Below are 18,203 nucleotides of genomic sequence, written 5' to 3'. Positions count from 1 at the left end.
CCTGTGAGGGCGTCAATTTATGTCGGGCAAGAACGGAATTCCAGAGGGTTGACGCATCGAATGTGCGAATTTAACCTCCTTGAGCGTTCGATCTTTTATAGAGCCACCTGCTTCGACTCGAATTCTGTCCAGCGGAGACATAAATCGTCGAGCACTTCAGTGGTGAGGAGTTCGCATGGAGCTCGATCGGAGATCGGTACGACGCCGCGGCGGCCGTTTACGCCGTACGGCGCTGATCGCGGGAGTGAGCGCGGCGCTGCTCGCCGGGGGCACGGCCGTGGCTCCCGGCGCCTCGGGCGCGGGCAGTTCGGGCGTGACCTTCAAGGTGTCCCCGCGCGTCGCCGCTCTCATCGCCCGGATGACGCTGGACGAGAAGCTGTCCTTCGTCCACGGCGGCACCGATCCGGAGGCGCTCGGGCAGGCCGGATACATCCCGGGGGTGCCCCGCCTCGGTATCCCCGAACTGCGGCTCACCGACGGTCCGGCGGGCGTCCGGGTCAACGAGCACGCCACCGCGATGCCGGCACCGGTCGCCCTGGCCTCGTCCTTCGACGACGGGCTGGCCCGGGAGTTCGGCCGGACCGTCGGACGCGACGGCCGTGCACTCGGCCAGGACGTCCTGCTCGCGCCCATGACGAACACCATCCGGGTGCCGTACGCGGGGCGGAACTTCGAGACGTTCAGCGAGGACCCGCTGCTCAGTTCCCGCATGGTGGCCGGTGAGGTGGAGGGCGTTCAGAGCCAGGGTCTGATCGCCACCGTGAAGCACTATGCGGAGAACAACCAGGAAGACAACCGGATGGGGGTGAACGTCAACGTCGACGAGCAGACCCTGCGTCAGATCGAGCTGCCCGCCTTCGAGGCCGCCGTCAAGGCCGGCGCCGGGGCGGTGATGTGCTCGTACAACTCGGTGAACGGCAGCCACGGCTGCGGCAGCGAGGAACTGCTCGACTCGATCCTCAAGGAGCAGTGGGGCTTTGCGGGCTGGGTCATGTCGGACTGGGGCGCGACCCATGCGACGACCGACATCGTGAACGGCCTCGACCAGGAGATGCCGAGCGGCGTCTACCTGGGCGGGGAACTGAAGACCGCGATTACCGACGGCACCATTCCGGTCTCGGAGCTGAATGATTCGGTCGCGCGCATTCTGCAGCAGATGACGAAATTCGGTCTCCTCGACGGTGCGGCGGACCGGCGGCCCGCACGCGATCCGAAAGGCGGCGCGAAAGTCGCCCAGAAGGTGGCCGAATCCGGCGCGGTCCTGCTGAAGAACTCCGGCGGAGCGCTTCCGCTGACCGGCAAGGACACCAGCATCGGACTCATCGGCCCGACCGCGAAGACACCGAAGGTCACCGGCGGCGGCAGCTCCAACGTCGTACCGGACTCCGCGGCCTCGCCGCTGGACACCATCACCGCGCGGGCGGGCCGGCATGCCACGGTGCGGAACGCGGCCGGCATCGACACCGGCGACCCCATTCCCGCCTCGGCCCTCAGCCCCGCCCTGCCGGTGGACGCGGACGGAACGATCCCCGTCACACCGGACGCCTCCTTCTACTACAGCGGCACGCTCACCGTGCCGACCGACGGCGACTACTCCTTCGTCTTCGACCTTCCCGCCGCGTACGGCCTGGTGAAGATCGACGGGAACAGCGTCATCACCGGCTTCCTGGGCTCCAGCAGCGCCACGGTGCACCTCACGGCGGGAGCGCACAGCTTCGAGGCCGGCGCCCTCGCGATCCAGGGCGGACCGACGAAGGTCCGGCTGAGCTGGGTCACCCCGGAGGCCGCGCAGGCCGCGCGGGAGGAGGCGGTGGCGCTGGCCCGCCAGGTGAGGACGCCCGTCGTCTTCGCCTACGACGACGGCACCGAGGGCTTCGACCGGAAGAACCTCTCCCTGCCGGCCGACCAGGACGGGCTCATCTCCGCCGTCGCCGACGCCAACCCGAACACGATCGTCGTGCTCAACACCGGGTCGTCGATCACCATGCCGTGGCTTTCCAAGGTCAAGGCGGTCCTGGACATGTACTACCCCGGGGAGAACGGGGCCGAGGCCACCGCCGCGCTGCTCTACGGCGACGTGAACCCCTCGGGCAAGCTCACCCAGACGTTCCCCGCGAGCGAGTCCGCCACACCGGTGGCCGGAGACCCCCTCAGGTACCCGGGAGTGGGCGACCAGGAGAACTACTCCGAAGGCGTCTATGTGGGCTACCGCTGGTACGACAAGGAGCAGGTCGCTCCGCTCTTCCCCTTCGGCTACGGGCTGTCGTACACCTCGTTCGCCTACCGCGATCTCGCGGTACGGCAGAGTCACGGCGCGTTGACCGTCTCGTTCACCCTGAAGAACACCGGGACCCGTGACGGTGCCGAGGTCGCCCAGGTCTACGTCGGCGCGAGCCCGGGGGCCACCGCGCCGCAGGCGGTGCGCTCGCTCGGCGGCTACCAGAAGGTGCGGCTGCGCGCGGGCCAGTCGAAGACTGTACGCATCCGGGTCGACGCCCAGCAGCTGAAGTACTGGAACACGTCCTCCCACACCTGGGTGCTCGGCACCGGGAAACGGGACGTGTGGGTCGGCTCCTCGTCGCGGACGCTGCCCCTGCACGGCAGCGTAGGCGTCACCCGCTGACCTTCCGGTCCCTCGTCTCCCGCCAGAGAGGTTCCCCAGAGAGGTTTCCATGACTGCGAGCAGAATCCGTGCCGCCGTGGGCGGCGCGCTGATCCTGTCCCTGACCGCCGTCGGGCTGCTGCCCGCGACGGCGTCCGCGACCACGTCGACGGCTGCGTCCGTGCCAGCGTCCGCGAGAGCGGCGAGCGTGGTGCCCACCGACGAGGGCGCCGTGCGCGGTGCCGTCTCCCAGGGCGTCGAGCGGTTCGTCGGCATCCCCTACGCGGCGGCCCCTACCGGCTCCCTGCGCTGGAAACCGCCGCGGCCCGCGGCGCGCTGGACCGGTGTCCGTGAGGCCACCGCCTTCGGCAACCCCTGCCCCGTACTGCCCAGCGGCAACGGCCCGCGCAGCGAGACCGAGGACTGTCTCGACATCAACGTGTGGCGGCCGGCGGGTGTGCGGGCCGGTGCCCGTCTTCCCGTGCACGTGTTCATCCACGGCGGCGGCCTGACCAACGGCAGCGGCGCGCAGAACGACGAGTCGAAGCTCGTACGGGAGACGGGTGTCATCGGGGTCTCGCTCAACTACCGGCTCGGTGTCTTCGGCTTCCTCGGGCTCCCCGCCCTCACCGAGGAGGGCGGCGAGTCCGGCAACTACGGCTTCATGGACCAGCAGGCGGCGTTGCGCTGGGTGCAGCGCAACATCGCGGCCTTCGGCGGGGACCCCGCCGCGGTCACCATCGACGGCGAGTCCGCGGGCGGCTGGTCCGTCTGCGGGCATCTGGTGTCGCCCGGCTCACGCGGTCTGTTCGCCCGCGCCGTGATCCAGAGCGGGTCCTGCCCCAGCGAGCCGCAGGACCGGGCCGAGGCCACCGGAACGGCGTTCGCCCGGCAGGCGGGCTGCGACGGCACCGACCAGGCGGCCGTCCTCGGCTGTCTGCGGTCGGCTTCGGTGGGTGCGCTGCTCGATGCGAGCCGGTCCTTCTCGGCCGCCTTCGTGGACGGCACGCCGACGTTTCCGGTCGAGGTGCGCGAGGCGGTGGACAGCGGGCGGTTCGCGCGCGTGCCCGTGCTGGTCGGCGCCAACCGCGACGAGGGCCGCACCTTCGCCCAGGGCTACATAGGGGCGGGCAAGGCGGCCTACCTCGCCTTCGTCCAGGGCGTCGCCGGGGACCGTGCCGACGAGGTCCTCGCCCGCTACCCCTGGCCCGAGACGTCCGACGCGTACACCGCGGCGTACCTCGTCGGCGCGATCATGACCGACTCGGGGATGATCGGCGGGATCGGCGGGTGCGGGCAACGCTCGCTCGTGCGGACCTTCGAGCGCTACACCCCCACCTACTCGTACGAGTTCGACCACCGGACCGGGCCCGGTCTGACGCAGATACCCGGCTACGTCTGGGGTGCCGGCCACGCCGCGGAACTCGCCTACATCTGGCCCAGCTTCGACAACGGCACGCCGATCGCCCCGCTCTTCGACGCCGGTGAACGGCGGCTCGCCCGCGAGATGACGCAGTACTGGGGCGCCTTCACGAAGACCGGCCGACCGCACGTCGCCCGGCAGGCCGCCTGGCCCGCCTACCGCAGCGGCAAGGAGGTGACGCTGTCGCTGCGGGCGGGGGGCAGGAGTGTCCTGATCGACGACGCCCGGTTCGCCACGGAACACCAGTGCTCGCTCTGGGACACCATGCCGGTCACACAGGGCTCCTAAAAGAGCGTCCGGTGCGGCGGGCATCGAACAGACCACGCGGATGCGGGTTGTCGCGCCGGCCGCCGTCGTCTTCTGGGCCGACGGCTGCCGGGTCGGTTCGGCCGGCAGCAGGATCCGGGGCGAAGCGGGTGGGCGGTCGGTCGGCTTCGACGCCCTTGAGCGGCCCCGGAACTGGCTTGTTCGGGGGCCGCTTGTGCCTGGGCCCGTTAACGTCGAGGTCGTGGAAATCGATGGGGATTCCCTTTTGGCGGAGCAGATTGCCTACTACCGAGCTCGCGCGCCCGAGTACGACCGGGTCTATGCCGAGCGTGAGGACCTGCGCAAGCTGCTGGCCCTGGCCGGCGTCCTCCCGGTTGCCGGGGATGTGCTGGAGCTGGCCTGCGGAACGGGGCAGTGGACCGGGGCGTTGGCGGCGCGGGCGCGCTCGGTGACCGCTGTCGATGCGTCACCGGAGGTCCTGGGCATCGCGCGGGCGCGGGTCACTTCCTCCAACGTCCGGTTCGATCGGGCCGACGTGTTCCAGTGGCAGCCGCCGCGCCGCTACGACACTGTGTTCTTCGCGTTCTTTCTCTCCCATGTCCCGCCGTCTCGGCTCGGCGACTTCTGGAACACCGTCGCTGCCGCCCTCGCGCCCCGTGGCAAGGCCGTCTTCATCGATGAAGGCCCCGCCGCGGCCGCCCGTGCGGAAGTGGCTTCGGACGTGCGCCGGCTCGACGACGGCAGCCAGTACCGCATCGTGAAGGTCCTCCACGAACCGGCAGAACTCACCGGTGAACTGGCCGCGTTGGGGTGGTCGGCCGACATCCGGCCACGGGAGGAGTTCATCATCGGCATCGCCGAACCACGTTCCGTGCCCGTCACCTAGCGCGCTCAGCCCCCTGGCGGCCTCGGCGCCGGCGGCTACAGCTTCCAGCCGCGCAGCTGGTCGGCGACGTCCTGGACGCCGATCCGGGTGTCACGCACCTTGCGGACCAGGTCGGGCAGGGCGCCGTAGGGCGGGTCGATGCCTTCGCCGGCCTGCGCCATGTACTGGGCAGCGAGGAAGGCGGCGTACAGGCTGTTGCGGTGCGGGAGCGGCTCCAGGCGCACGATCGTGTGCAGGAGGGCCGCGGCACGCCAGGCCGTGTCGGGGTCGGCGGCCGCGAGGGTGGGCAACCGGGTCTTGTGGCGGGCGACGGCCGCAACCAGCGCGGAGTAGTCCGAGACGGTCAGGTCGTCGTGGCCGAGCGCGTTCTCCTGGACGTCCAGCAGCCAGGAGACGTCGATGTAGAGGGGCGGCATCAGGCGGCTGCAGCCCCGTTGCCGCGCTCGGCGGGCGGCACCTCGTCGGGGAAGGCCTCGTCGAACTCGCGACGCAGCCGCTCGGCCCATTCGGTCGCACCGGCGACGAACTGCTTGCGCTGCATCTCGCGGATTCCGAGGTCGTGCAGGTACTGCTTGAGGCTCTTGCCCTCGGCGGCGGCCGCGGCCCGCACGCCTTCGAGTTCCTCGTCGGTGAAGGACACGTTCAGGGATGGCATAGAGCGATGGTACCTAGTAGGTGCCTGCGGGTGAAGCGGGAGGCCGGAGCGGCCCTCGGTGAACCTGCTGCGTGATCACCTTCCGGGGGAATTTCTACAGCCCTGTAGATCCGGGCGAGCGTCAGTCGAGCGACACCCTCAAGTCGATCTCGCCGATGGTCGAGCCCATGTCTGTCGGTGCTCGGCAGGAGCGGGCGGGCCGCCTCCCACGAGTGGAGACGGTCTGCCCTCCTGTGATGGCGTGGCTGCTTCGCCCGTCGTACCTCACCAAGGGGCCGGGGCCGGTGGCGGGGCCACCGGGGGCCGGTCGTCGCAGGTGATGGTGTTCGGCAGTTCCCAGGACGCCAGCCAGGGGCCGGTCGTGCCGCCGCCGTCGTTGCCGCCGAGGTCGTTCACCGCGAACTCGGAGCCGGAGGCGGGGAAGTTGAAGGAGCCGCAGTTGTTGATGCCGACCGCGCCGACGTTGCGGGCGTCCACGTTCTCGAAGGACGCCGATCCGGCGGAGCGGGCGCTGAGCACGGAGGTGCCGGTGCCGTCCACGCGGATGTCCTTGAAACGGACACCTCGGATCGCGTACTTGTCCTTCACCGGGAAGTCGGAGACCAGCATGATCGCGTTGTAGGTGTTGTCGAGGAAGTGGTCGCCGGTGACCTGGATGTCGGCGTCGATGTCCCGTTCCAGGGCGTAGAACCAGACGGCTCCGAGGCCGATCTTCCAGTTGAGCTCGAAGGGGCCTGAGCGGACTGTGGTGTTGTCCGTGATCCGCAGGTGCCCGGTGAAGGGCCCCGCGCCGAACCGGGAGCCGACCTGGATGGCGCTGCCCTCTCTGATCGGGTCGGCTATGAGGTTGCCGGTGACCGTGTTGTCGGTGCCGCCGTACAGGGCGATGCCGTTGGCGAGGACCGGGGTCTGCACGGTGTTGTGGGCGAAGATGTTGCGCGCGTCGCCCGTCTTCTCCGACCACATGGCCAGACCGTCGTCGCCGGTGTTGCGGACGAAGGTGTCCAAGACGCTCGAATCGGTCACGCCGGTGTGGAAGTTGAGACCGTCGGCGATCTGGTCGGCGATCTGGGTGCGGGTGACGCGCAGACGGGTCATCGGGCCGTCGAACCACATGCCGACCTTGGTGTGGTGGAGGTAGAGGCCGTCGATCGTCGAGTCGCTGAGCGCCCCGCCGAGGGCGTTGACCTGGTCGGTGTCGATGCGTTCGCGTACGTCGCCCTCGACGGCGAAGCCCGACAGGTGGACGTCGTGGCTGCCGCCGTCCGCGGCGTCCTTGCCGTAGAAGCCCACCCCGGTGTGGACCGAGCCGTCGGGTGCGGGGGTGTCGAGGGTGACCTGGTGGCCCTTGACGATGGTGTACCAGCTGCCGGCCCCGACGATCGTCACGTCGTCCACGACGATGTGGCGGTTCACCTGGTAGGTGCCCGGCGGCAGGTACACCTTGAGGTGCCGTTTCTTGGCGTAGGCGATGGCCCGGTCGAAGGCGTCGCCCGCGTCACGTCGGCCGGTGGGGTCGGCTCCGAAGGCGATGACGTTCGCGGCATGCGTCTCGACGTGGGGCGCGCCGACGAGTTGGGTGTCGAGCAGGTCGATGACGGTCCAGGCGGCCGTACTGTTCCTGGGCGCAGTGAGGCGGACGGTGTCGCCGGCCGCGTACCGCTTGCCGAGCAGCAGCCTCTGCTCGTCGTAGAAGTGGCTCGGCCTGAACGGCTTGTCAATGGCGGGCGCCGGGGTGGTGGCCGCGGGAACGCAACCGCATTCGGTGATCCACCAGTCGGGGTGCAGCAGGTCGCCCTGGGGGTCGTTGCTGAACGGGTACTGGTTGTAGAGCCAGGAGTACTGCGAGGTGAGGGTCATCGTGGTGCGGTGCCGGCCGTCCACGGAGACATCGAGGGGTGCGGTGATGCCGCCGCCTCCGGGAGCGTCGGGGATGCTGTACCGCACGGTGAGGGCGTTGGCCGCGCGCGGCAGGGTGAACTCGACGTACTGGCCCGCCTTCAGGCGCACCGCCGTGCGGCCGGACGCCTCCGAGGGCAGCGTGTAGGCGGTGCGGTCCGGGCCGATGACGGTGCCGTCCGTCGCCGCGTTCTCCGCCTCCTGTTCGTCGAAGTCCACCGCGGCGCCCCGCCCCGCGACAAGGGCGGGGTCGAGCCCGGCCCGGGTCACCGTCGGGAGGCCCGCGCGGCCGGCGTGCCACGACGACGCCGGGGCCGGAGCGCCGACGCCGAGCACGAGTCCGGCGGTGACCCCGGTCAGCGCCACCAGGGTCCGAGCCGGTCTTCGCGCACGGCCTCTCAGCCGCTCCGCAGCAACGTGGTCGGCGTACCGCGCCATCGGATTCTCGTTTCTCTGGGAGCGGAGGTCACCGAGGGCAGCTCGGTGCGCGGCAGCACGACGGGAACGGGCCGTGCCGCTGCGTACCGGGACATTAGGGCGCGACAGGACGGCCGGACAAGACAGTGGACGTTTCTTTCCATCGACTGATACGGATTCTGCAATCCATTGTCGATTACTTGCGCTTGGATCTCGTTCCAACATGAGCAGCAGGCGGCCTCGAACCGTTGCTCATCAGCCCGTGACCTGCGATGATCCAATCTCGATTCGTGTTCACGGGGGGAGACCGAAGCGTGGGACCCTTGAGACCGGGCAGTGACGACACCCTGTCCCGTCGGAGCCTGAGACGACCGCGTGCGACGCTCCTGGCGGCACTGGGCATCACCGCCGTCTTCGTTACGGGGTGCGGAAGTTCCAGCGATGACGGACTGCCGGTGCGGCTGGTCAACGAGTCGGCCTGGGGTGCGCGCGTGCTCGGCTGTCCGTCCTGCGGAGAGCGCGGCGTCACGGTCGTGGGCGACCCCGACCAAGCGTCGGACGGGGGCGGTACCTACTTCGGGTGGACCGAAGAACGCACATGGCCTGTGAGGTACAGGGTGGTCGTCCGGGGAGTGGAGTCGGTCTGCCCCGTCATCGACCCGGAGCCCGCCAAAGCAGTCGGCGAAGTCGGCACCCGAGACATCATCTACGTGGTGGACAAGACCGGGAAGTGCATCGCGGGCCCTGCGAGCATGGACGACGTGTGAGTGGGCATTGAGGTGTCGCTTGCGCCCTCGGTGCAAGCGGCTGGGCCGATGGCTCGCCTACAAGAACAGTTCCGCCTGGCCGGGAGCATGAGGGGTGGCTCCCGGCCAGACGTCTGCCGTCGACCCGCGCCGTCGGCCCGAGGGGGCATCGGCTGCGGCGTGAAGTGACAGCAGTATCGCGACGAGGGTGAACGGCAGAGCCGTGAACCGGTACCCGTGCTCGGAACGACGATGCGCACCGTTCCTCGCCACGCAACGCTGGGCGCCGGGTCCGGTGGAACCCCCCGCCGGCGTCGGCAACTGTCCGATCTGCCGACCACCGGTAGCCATCGTGCGTTCCCGGTTGCCCCCTGTCGCGACCCGTTCCGCTCAGCGGACTGTCACCGTTGGCGCAGCTCACCGTGCATGGCGGTCCGGCGGGAAGTCGGGAACGGTCGCAGGTCGGGCCCGGTGACGCGGCCGTGACGATGTGGTGACGGCGGGCCCTGCACCGTCGACGGCATGCGAAAGCACGGATGCAGGCACGGACGCAGGCAATGACCACCCGGATCATCGAACCCCTGGGCGACGCGGCCCCGGAGGCGACCGTGAGGCCGGACTGCTCCACGCCGTCCACCGAGGTCACCGTCGTCGACGAGACGGTCGTATGCGGCTACGGCCCAGTCGCCGCCGGCGTCGCGGCCACCGGTGCGGCGGCCGGAAGTCCCGACGCCGCCAGGTCGGCACGAACCGGAGAGGTGCTCATACAGTGACTCAGCCACAGGACTTCCGGCTCATGATCGGCGACGAGCCGTTCGACCCCATCGAGGTACCGGCGGCAGCCGAAGCCCTCGCGTCGGCCAGGAAGCCGATGGTCGTCCAGTTCGCGGCCTCCCTCAACGGGCCCGACGCCGACCGTCTGAAGGCCGCGTACGGCTTGAGGCTCGACCGGTTCATCCCGAACCTGGCGTTTCTCGAGCGGCTCGACGACGCGACCGTCGGCAGGCTGCGGGCCGACTTCCTGGTGCGCTCGGTCGTCGCGCTCGACCCGGCGCTGAAACTCGCGTCCTGGCTGCCCGCCACCGGCACGCCGCTCGGCCTGATCGCGACCCTGTTCGCCGACGCCGACCTGACCTCCGTCGGCGCGGCGTTGAGCGCGCTGGGTGCACGCGATGTCGTACTCACCGACGGCCGGCCGCTCGGCAGTGAGCAGTACGTCTCGTTCGCCCTCGACGACCGGGCCGTACTGCCGCAGGTCGCGGCCCTCGACGAGGTGGTGTTCGTCGAGCCGGAGCCGGAGCGCGATGTGACCGACGTCCCCTCGGCCGAGGTGTTCCAGTCGGGACGGACCGGCGGCCCGGCGGACGACACGATCTGGCGGCGCGGGCTGCACGGCGAGGGCCAGATCCTCGGACTCATCGACAAGGGCCATCTCGACCTGAACCACTGCTTCTTCAACGATCCCGATGAGTCCAAGGCGAATGAGGACCACCGCAAGGTCCTCGGCATGTTCGACCAGAACGACATCGGGGCGCACGACCACTTCATGTTCGTCGCCGGCATCGCGGTCGGCGACCAGCGGAGCGCCGACGGCAGGACGAGCACCCTTCACGCGAACCGGGGTGGTGCGTACGAGGCGAAGATCGTCTGCAACAGCATGGGCGATCTGTTCGCACCGGTGAGTCGCAAATACGTGGAGCTTCTCGACAGAGGGAAGAAGGCGGGGGCCTTCATCCACAGCAACAGCTGGTCCGGTCTGGTCACGACCTACAACGCCGACGCGGTCGACGCGGACAGTTTCAGCTTCAAGAACGAGGAACACCTGATCATCGGCGCTGCCTCGAACACGAACGACCCGGGATCGGGCAACGGCGCACCGGGGATCGCGAAGAACGTGCTGTGTGTCGCCGCCGCCCAGGCCTTTCCCGACCACATGACCTTCGGCAGCGGAAAGAGTGGGCCGACCGTGGACGGGCGGCGCAAACCCGATCTCATGGCGGTGGGCAACGGCATCCGGTCCGCCCTCCTGAATCCGAGGACCCCGCCCGCCGTGTACTGCGACACCGGCCTCCCGAAGAAGAACCCCACGCTTGCCGCCACGAGCTGGGCGACCCCGAACGCCGCCGCCGCGGCCACGCTCGTGCGTCAGTACTTCACGGAGGGGTGGTACCCGAACGGGAGGAAGGAACCGGATCGCAGCGTCCGTCCGTCCGGCGCCCTGGTCAAGGCGGTGCTGCTCAACTCGACGGTCAACATGACGGGCATCGCCGGCTATCCGTCCAACACCGAGGGCTGGGGGCTGATCCAGCTCGATCGCACGCTCTTCTTCGAGAAGGATCCGCGTTCCTCCCGCCGTCTGTTCGTGAAGGACGTACGGCACAGTGCCGGGCTGTTGCCGCAGACGAGTGCCACGTACCGCTATTTCGTCGGCACCAGAACCGAGCCGCTCAAGATCACGCTCGTGTGGACGGATCTCCCCGCGTTCGAGGGTTCCACACAGACGTGGCGGAACGTCATCCGGCTGGAAGTCGAGGATGCGCTGGGTGTCAGGTACCTGGGCAACGACATCGATCCCGCCACGGGTTTTTCCCACGAGGGTGGATCCGGCCCCCAGGACTTCGTCAACAACGTCCAGATGGTCATCGTCGACAACCCGTTCACAGGCCTTTGGAAGATCACGCTTCGAGGAAGCTTCGTGTTCGAACGACAAGGCTACGCACTGGTCGTGTCGGGGGGATGACGTGAACGCACCCGGTACCGCGCCGCAGTCACCGGACTTCCGCCTCATGATCGGCGACGAGCCGTTCGACCCCGTCGACGTACCCGTACCGGACGAGGGGCTCGCGCCGGCGAAAAAGGCGACCATCGTCCAGTTCACCGCCTTGCTGACCGAACCCGACGTCGCCCGGGTGAAAGCCGCGTACGGTCTGCTCCTCGACCGGTTCATCCCGAACCTGGCCTTCCTGGAGCGGCTCGACGACGGGACCGTCGGCAGGCTGCGTGCCGACTTCCTCGTGCGGTCGTGCACCGCACTCGATCCGGCGCTGAAGCTCGCGCCGTGGATTCCCGCCACCGGCACCCCGCTTCGGCTGATCACGACCATGTTCGACGACGCGGACGCCGGCACCGTGCGATCGGCACTGGACGCGGCCGGCGCCCGGGACGTCCGGATGATCGACGACCGCCCGGCCGGCAGTCACCTCTTCGCGGAGTTCACCCTCGACGACCGTGCGGCTCTGCCCCTGATCGCGGCCATCGACGACGTCGTCTGGGCGGAGCCCGAACCGGATGCCGTGGATTTCAACGTGGAGGCGGCGCAGACGATCCAGTCGGGTGGGGTCGGCGTGCACGGCGGCACGATCTGGGACCAGGGCCTGCACGGCGAGGGCCAGGTGATCGGCATCATCGAGAAGGACGGGACGATCGACCTGAACCGCTGCTTCTTCGCCGACGAGCCGAACGTCCCCGGTCCCGGCCACCGCAAGATCCTCTCGCTCACCAGGAAGAACGACACCAAGGTGAACGAGCACGCGATGTTCGTCGCGGGCATCGCGGCCGGCGACGACCGCGCGAACCCGGGCACCCACCCGCACCGGGGCGGGGCGTTCGCGGCGAGGCTCGTCGTCCGCACCCGCGACAACCACCTCCTGAAGATGCTCCAGGACGCGAGGGACGCGGGCGCCACCATCCACAACAACAGCTGGGGGCTCGCGGACATCACGAGCTACGACAAGACGGCTCGGGACGCGGACGAGTTCAGCTTCCGCAACGAGGACCATGTGGTCGTCGGCGCCGGCGCCGGGTTCCACGAGGCGGACAACACACCACCCGGGATCGCCAAGAACGTGCTGTGCGTCGCGGCGGCCAAGGCCTTCCCCTTCGAGATGAGCGACGGCGACGGGCTTCCCGGGCCGACGAGCCCCGACAAGCGCCGGAAGCCCGAGATCATGGCCGTCGGTGGCGGTATCAGCTCGGCGCTGGTGAACCCCGCGTCGCCGTCCGCACCGTACTGCCTGACCGGCGAGCCGCAGGTGTTCGCAGCGGTCGCCACGAGCTGGGCCGCGCCGAACGCGGCGGCCGCTGCCGCGCTCGTGCGCCAGTACTTCACGGAGGGTTGGTATCCCACCGGCAGGAAGCGGCCGGACCGCCGCCTGCTGCCGACCGGCGCGCTGATCCGGGCGGTGCCGCTCAACTCGACCGTCGACATGACCAGTCGTCCCGGGTACCCGAGCCTCACCGAGGGCTGGGGGCTCATCCGGCTCGATCGCACGCTGTTCTTCGACGGCGCGCACCGCCGGGTGGACGTGCACGACGTGCGGCACAGCGCCGGCCTGGAGATCGGGCAACGGCGCACGCACGAAGTCGTCGTCAGCAGCATCACCGAACAGCTCAAGATCACGTTGGTGTGGACGGACGTTCCACCCGCCGAGACCCTGCACACCCTGCCCGCGCGGAACCTCCTCAGGCTGGAGGCCGAGGACCCCGGGGGAATCGCCTACGTCGGCAACGACATCGGCATTCCCACCGGACTGTCGAGGCCGGTCGGGTCCGGCCCGCCCGGCCCACCGGATCTCCGCAACAACGTGCACATGGTCATCGTCGACCATCCGCCGGTCGGCAAGTGGAAGATCACGGTCGACGGGTCCGTCGTCTTCGGTCAGCAAGGTTACGCGCTCGTCACGTCCGGGGCTCTGAAGTGAACGCCTCCGCTACGGGCCACCCCGACCGCCGAACCGGGAGCGAAAAATGGCACTGACCGTCGAATCGCTGATGCTGGAGATGGGGCGGGCGTTCGCGCCGCTCGAACAACGCCTGCGGGGCGGCGAGATCCCCCTCCTGTTCGCCGAGATCGGGCTGCCCGCACCCGACGTGGTCCTCGGTGCGCAAGCCGTGCAGACCGCGATCGGGGACACCGCGACCGCGCTGAGCGCGCTGCCTCGCGTGGTGACGGACCTGGCCGCGGCGATCGACTCCCGTGACACCGCCCGGATCGCGACGGCGGTGGCGGCCACGGCGCAGGTCATCAAGTCCGTCACGACGGCGATCGACGTCGTGTCCACGGCGATCAGGGCGGGGGCGCAGGCGGCCGGATCACGGCAGGCCGAGGTCGAGGCGTTCGCCGCGGAGGTGGGGCAGCGGTTGCTCGGTTTCGCGCTGGCGACCTACCTCGAAGAGCAGATACCGATGGCCGGGTACTCACTGGAGTTGCTCGGTGTCCTCGAGTCGGCGCCCCAGGCCGCGACGCCGGCGGCGCCCGCGCACGTGCGCCGCGTCCTGCGCTTCGACCGGCTGAACGCGCTGCTCCACGACCCGGTCGACGTCCTCTCGCAGCTCTACCGCTGGGGCACGCCCGAGTTCGACTGGGACCTGCTGCTGCGCCGGCTGGCGATCTTCCTCGGCGCGGTCACGAACTTCGCGTTCGTGCAGAGCGGGCCACCGCCGTTCCTGCGTGTCGCCGCGGTCGACATCAGCGTCACCGACGACCCGGTGCCCGGCGTCCAGGCCCTGCTGCGTCTGGCGGCCGCCGAGGGGCTGAATCTGGTCCTGCCGATCGGCGACACCGTGGCGCTCGTCGTGACGTCCGACGCGGCTCTGGAGGAGAAGGCCGCGGTCGAACTGCTGCCGCCCGCCGATCTCCGGGTCGTCCCGCCGGCGGCCGAAGTCCGGGGCGGCGTGCGGTTCGGTTTCCAGGCCCCGTACGCCGCCGGGGCTCCGCCGATCCTCGTGCTGGGCACGGCCGGCGGCTCGCGGATCGAGGCGCGGCTGCTGCGCGCGACGGCGGGTGCGGACCTCGAATGGAACGCCGCCGAGGGACGTGCGGACGGCGAACTCGTGGTGGAGGCGGCCGTCGAGGGCGGCAAGGTCGTCCTGGACCTGGCCGACGCGGACGGGTTCCTCAGCACGATCCTGCCCGCCGGCTCGATCGAGCTGGACGTCGACCTCGCGCTGGCGTGGTCGTCCGCCACGGGACTGCGCTTCAAGGGGGCCGCCGGGGCGGAGGTCGACGTTCCGGTCAATCTCGGCGTCGGTCCCGTGACCGTCACCAGCCTGCACCTCGCGCTGTCGCTGGCCGGCGGGGACATCACGCTCGAAGCGTCGGGTTCGGTCGATGCCCGGCTCGGCCCGGTCTTCGTGGCGGTCCAGCGGACCGGTGCCGTGCTGCGGATGTCGCAACCGGACAGTGGCGGCAGTCTGGGCCTCGCCGACTTCTCCCTCGGGTTCAAACCGCCCTCCGGGGCGGGCCTGTCGATCGACGCGGGCGGGATCTCGGGGGGCGGGTTCCTGGCGTTCGACCCGGACCGCGGGGAGTACGCGGGCGCGCTGGAGCTGGAGTTCGCGGATTTCCTGGCGCTGAAAGCGATCGGGCTGATCACGACGCGCCAGCCGGACGGTTCGGCCGGGTTCTCCCTGCTGCTCCTCCTGACGGCGGAGTTCGGCAGTGGAATCCAGCTGGGGTACGGGTTCACGCTGTTGGCCGTCGGTGGCCTGGTCGGGCTGAACCGCGGCATGAACCTGGCCGCCCTCGTCGAAGGCGTGCGCACCGGGGCGATCGAGTCCGTCGCCTTCCCGAAGGACGTCATCGCCAACGCACCCCGGATCCTCTCCGACCTCGCCCGGTTCTTCCCGCCCGAACAAGGCACCTTCCTCATCGGACCCATGGCCAAGATCGGCTGGGGCACCCCGACGCTGATCAGCATCTCGCTCGGCGTCATCATCGAGATCCCCGGCAACATCGCCGTCCTCGGCGTACTCAAAGCCGCGCTGCCCACGGTGGACGATCCGCTGCTGGTCGTCCAGGCACAGTTCGTCGGCGCACTCGAACTCGACAAGTCACGGCTGTGGTTCTTCGCGAAACTCTTCGACTCCCGTATCCTCGCCATGACCATCGACGGCGGCATGGGCGTCCTCGTCGCCTGGGGCGACAACCCCGATCTGGTACTGACCGTCGGCGGATTCCACCCCGCCTACCGGCCACCGCCCCTGCCGTTCCCCGTTCCCGACCGGCTGTCGGTGGACCTGCTCAACCGCGGCAACCAGCTGATCCGGGTGCTCGGCTACTTCGCCATCACCAGCAACACGGTCCAGTTCGGCGCGAAAGCCGAAGTCCGGCTCGGATTCAGCGGCTTCGGCGTCGAAGGCCACCTCGGCTTCGACGGGCTGTTCCAGTTCTCCCCGTTCCGGTTCGCCGTCCACATCTCCGCCCATGTGACCCTCAAGGCCTTCGGTGTCGGCGCCTTCGGCATCGACCTCGACTTCCGACTCGAAGGCCCCGCGCCCTGGCGCGCACACGGACGCGGCTCCATCGGCTTCCTGTTCTTCTCCATCTCCGCCAACTTCGACATCACCTGGGGCCAGGACCGCGACACCACGCTCCCGCCGGTCGCCGTACTCCCGCTGCTCGCCGCCGAGATCGGCAAGACCGAAGGGTGGGAGACCCGGCTGCCGTCCGGCGGCAACCGGGCGCTGGTCAACCTGCGGAACCTGCCGGACACCGGCGAGTTGGTCCTGCACCCCCTGGGCAGGCTGTTCGTCCGGCAACGGGCCCTGCCGCTGAACGTGCGGGTGGACCGGATCGGCGGCCGACGCGCCGCGGACGGCAAACGCTTCCGCGTCACCCCGGTGCCGAACAGCGGACTCACCACCGCCGGCGAGACGGCCGACCGGTTCGCCATGGGGCAGTTCCAGGATCTCTCCGACGCCGCCAAGCTGTCCCGGCCCTCCTACGAGACACAGGACGCCGGGCTCGAACTCGTCGCCGACAAAGCCCTGGCCACCGCCAGGGTGGTCCGCCGCAGCGCACGCTACGAACTCCACATCATCGACAACAGCACCACCACACCGGCGGCGGGATTCGCCGCGACCGCAACACCGGTGAAGCGCTTCCACACCGTCAGCGGGCCGGTCTTCGACCAACTGCTCAACGGCAGCAGCACCAGCCGCGCCGCCCTCTCCGCCCGCCAGGCACAGCAGAAGCAGCCGTTCGCCACCGTCGACACCGTCCGCGTCACCGAGCAGCGGTTCGTCGTCGCCTACCTCAAGAGCAACCGGCAGGCGTTCCCGCCGAGCGTGCCGGGGCGGCCGTCCCGCGGAGCGCCGGCGACCTTCCGCAGCCGGACCACCGCCGAGGACGCGCTCGCCGACTTCGTCACCGCCGACCAGAGCCTGGCCGGGCTGCTGCACGTCATCCCGGCGTCCGAAGCGGCCCTCACCCCGGGCGTGCCCGGTACCTGGTCCGCCGCCGGTGTCCTGCCCGTGCCGGTGTCCGAAGCGGACCTGGTGCCGCTGGCCACCGGGCGGATCCTGCTGGCCGGCGGCACCGACGCGGCCGGCGCACCGGTCGCCGCGGCCGCCCTGTTCGACCCCACCTCGGACTCATGGGCAGCCGGTCCGCCGCTGCGCACCGCCCGGGAACGGCACACGACCACCGGCCTCGCCGACGGACGCGTCCTCGTCACCGGCGGGCGCTCCGCCACGAACGCGCTCGCCTCGGCCGAGGTCCTCGACCCCGCCGAGGGCGCCTGGACACCGGTGCCGGACATGAGCACGGCGCGGCACGGGCACACGACGACCCTGCTGCGCGACGGCCGGGTGCTCGTCGCGGGCGGCTGTGGCGTCCGGCCCGGGCAGGAGGACGGCGCGCTCGCGTCGGCCGAGCTGTACGACCCGCTCACGCGAACCTGGACCGCTGCCCCGCCGATGACCGACGCCCGCACCGGGCACCGGGCCGTGCCGCTGGCCGACGGCCGGGTGCTGGTCGTCGGCGGTGCCCTGCCGACCGGAAACGGCCGGGCGAACACACTGGCGTACTGCGAGCTGTACCACCCGGTCACCGGCTGGTCCCCCACCGGCAGCCTCGCCGAGGCCCGCACAGGCCACCAGGCGACGCTGCTGCCGGACGGCAAGGTGCTGGTCACCGGCGGCGACCCGGTCGTCGCCGCCGACGGCACCCTCGACCCGCACAGCCTCGCCTCCGCCGAGCTGTACAACCCGGTGACCGGGTTGTGGACGGCGGTGGCGGCCATGCCCGGTGGGGGCCGCAGCAGGCACCGGTGCCTGCTGCTGCGCTCCGGAGCCGTCCTCCTCACCGGCGGCACAGGGGCCCCGGAGCTCACCGCCGGCTACCGCTCCGCCCTCGTCTACGACCCCGGCGACGACGTCTGGACCACCGTCGCCGGCCTCGGCCTCGGCCGCTTCGGCCACGCCATGACCGAGCTGACCGACGACCGCGTGCTCGTCGCCGCCGGTGCCGCCGGTCCGACCACCGACCCCGCCGGCACCGGCGAGGTGTTGATCCCGTGACCCGGCTC

11 protein-coding genes are annotated in these 18,203 nt (G+C 70.2%); 8 read left to right on the top strand and 3 right to left on the bottom strand.

The features are described from left to right. Positions 1 to 175 precede the first annotated feature (175 nt). The 3 genes from ABZ887_RS32180 (at position 176) to ABZ887_RS32170 (ending at position 5,178) form a co-directional block, all read left to right on the top strand. Entirely contained in the window at positions 176 to 2,623 is a 2,448-nt protein-coding gene (locus tag ABZ887_RS32180) for a glycoside hydrolase family 3 C-terminal domain-containing protein (protein WP_361296975.1), read from the top strand. Positions 2,624 to 2,672: 49 nt separating this feature from the next. Then, on the top strand, positions 2,673 to 4,313 hold the full coding sequence (locus tag ABZ887_RS32175; protein ID WP_361296972.1) for a carboxylesterase family protein: 1,641 nt from the start codon (positions 2,673 to 2,675) through the stop codon (positions 4,311 to 4,313). 220 nt (positions 4,314 to 4,533) lie between these two features. Further along, the gene (locus tag ABZ887_RS32170; RefSeq protein WP_361296969.1) at positions 4,534 to 5,178 is read left to right on the top strand and encodes a class I SAM-dependent methyltransferase; all 645 of its coding nucleotides are present in this window, start codon (positions 4,534 to 4,536) and stop codon (positions 5,176 to 5,178) included. A 35-nt stretch (positions 5,179 to 5,213) separates the two neighbouring features. Here ABZ887_RS32170 and ABZ887_RS32165 read toward each other — a convergent pair whose 3' ends face one another. The 3 genes from ABZ887_RS32165 to ABZ887_RS32155 all read right to left on the bottom strand — a co-directional run bounded on the left by ABZ887_RS32165 (position 5,214) and on the right by ABZ887_RS32155 (position 8,170). Beyond that, positions 5,214 to 5,594 (bottom strand): toxin Doc, encoded by a 381-nt coding sequence (locus tag ABZ887_RS32165; protein WP_361296966.1) that lies wholly within the window; start codon positions 5,592 to 5,594, stop codon positions 5,214 to 5,216. Next, a complete protein-coding gene (locus tag ABZ887_RS32160) occupies positions 5,594 to 5,833 on the bottom strand; it encodes a hypothetical protein (RefSeq protein ID WP_361296963.1) in 240 nt (79 codons plus the stop codon). Before ABZ887_RS32160 ends, ABZ887_RS32165 begins: the two co-directional genes overlap by 1 nt. A 264-nt stretch (positions 5,834 to 6,097) precedes the next feature. Next, positions 6,098 to 8,170, bottom strand: coding sequence for a glycosyl hydrolase family 28-related protein (locus ABZ887_RS32155; protein ID WP_361296960.1), 2,073 nt, complete (start codon positions 8,168 to 8,170; stop codon positions 6,098 to 6,100). 434 nt (positions 8,171 to 8,604) lie between these two features. On the opposite strand from ABZ887_RS32155, the gene ABZ887_RS32150 reads away from it, so the two are divergent. From ABZ887_RS32150 to ABZ887_RS32130, 5 genes are all read left to right on the top strand, one after another. Further along, positions 8,605 to 8,916, top strand: coding sequence for a hypothetical protein (locus tag ABZ887_RS32150; protein ID WP_361296957.1), 312 nt, complete (start codon positions 8,605 to 8,607; stop codon positions 8,914 to 8,916). Positions 8,917 to 9,452: 536 nt separating this feature from the next. Beyond that, entirely contained in the window at positions 9,453 to 9,668 is a 216-nt protein-coding gene (locus tag ABZ887_RS32145) for a hypothetical protein (RefSeq protein WP_361296954.1), read from the top strand. Then, positions 9,665 to 11,635 (top strand): S8 family serine peptidase, encoded by a 1,971-nt coding sequence (locus tag ABZ887_RS32140; RefSeq protein WP_361296951.1) that lies wholly within the window; start codon positions 9,665 to 9,667, stop codon positions 11,633 to 11,635. The genes ABZ887_RS32145 and ABZ887_RS32140 overlap by 4 nt, the downstream gene beginning before the upstream one ends. A 1-nt stretch (position 11,636) precedes the next feature. After that, entirely contained in the window at positions 11,637 to 13,595 is a 1,959-nt protein-coding gene (locus ABZ887_RS32135; protein ID WP_361296948.1) for a S8 family serine peptidase, read from the top strand. Positions 13,596 to 13,641: 46 nt separating this feature from the next. After that, complete coding sequence (locus ABZ887_RS32130) at positions 13,642 to 18,195, top strand: DUF6603 domain-containing protein (RefSeq protein WP_361296945.1); 4,554 nt, start codon at positions 13,642 to 13,644, stop codon at positions 18,193 to 18,195. Positions 18,196 to 18,203: the final 8 nt, after the last annotated feature.

Origin of the sequence: Streptomyces sp. NPDC047061, assembly GCF_040643955.1 — a bacterium.
Taxonomy (GTDB): Bacteria; Actinomycetota; Actinomycetes; order Streptomycetales; family Streptomycetaceae; genus Streptomyces.
Note: the sequence above shows the minus strand (reverse complement) of the source record. Positions and strands in the feature narration are given on the sequence as shown.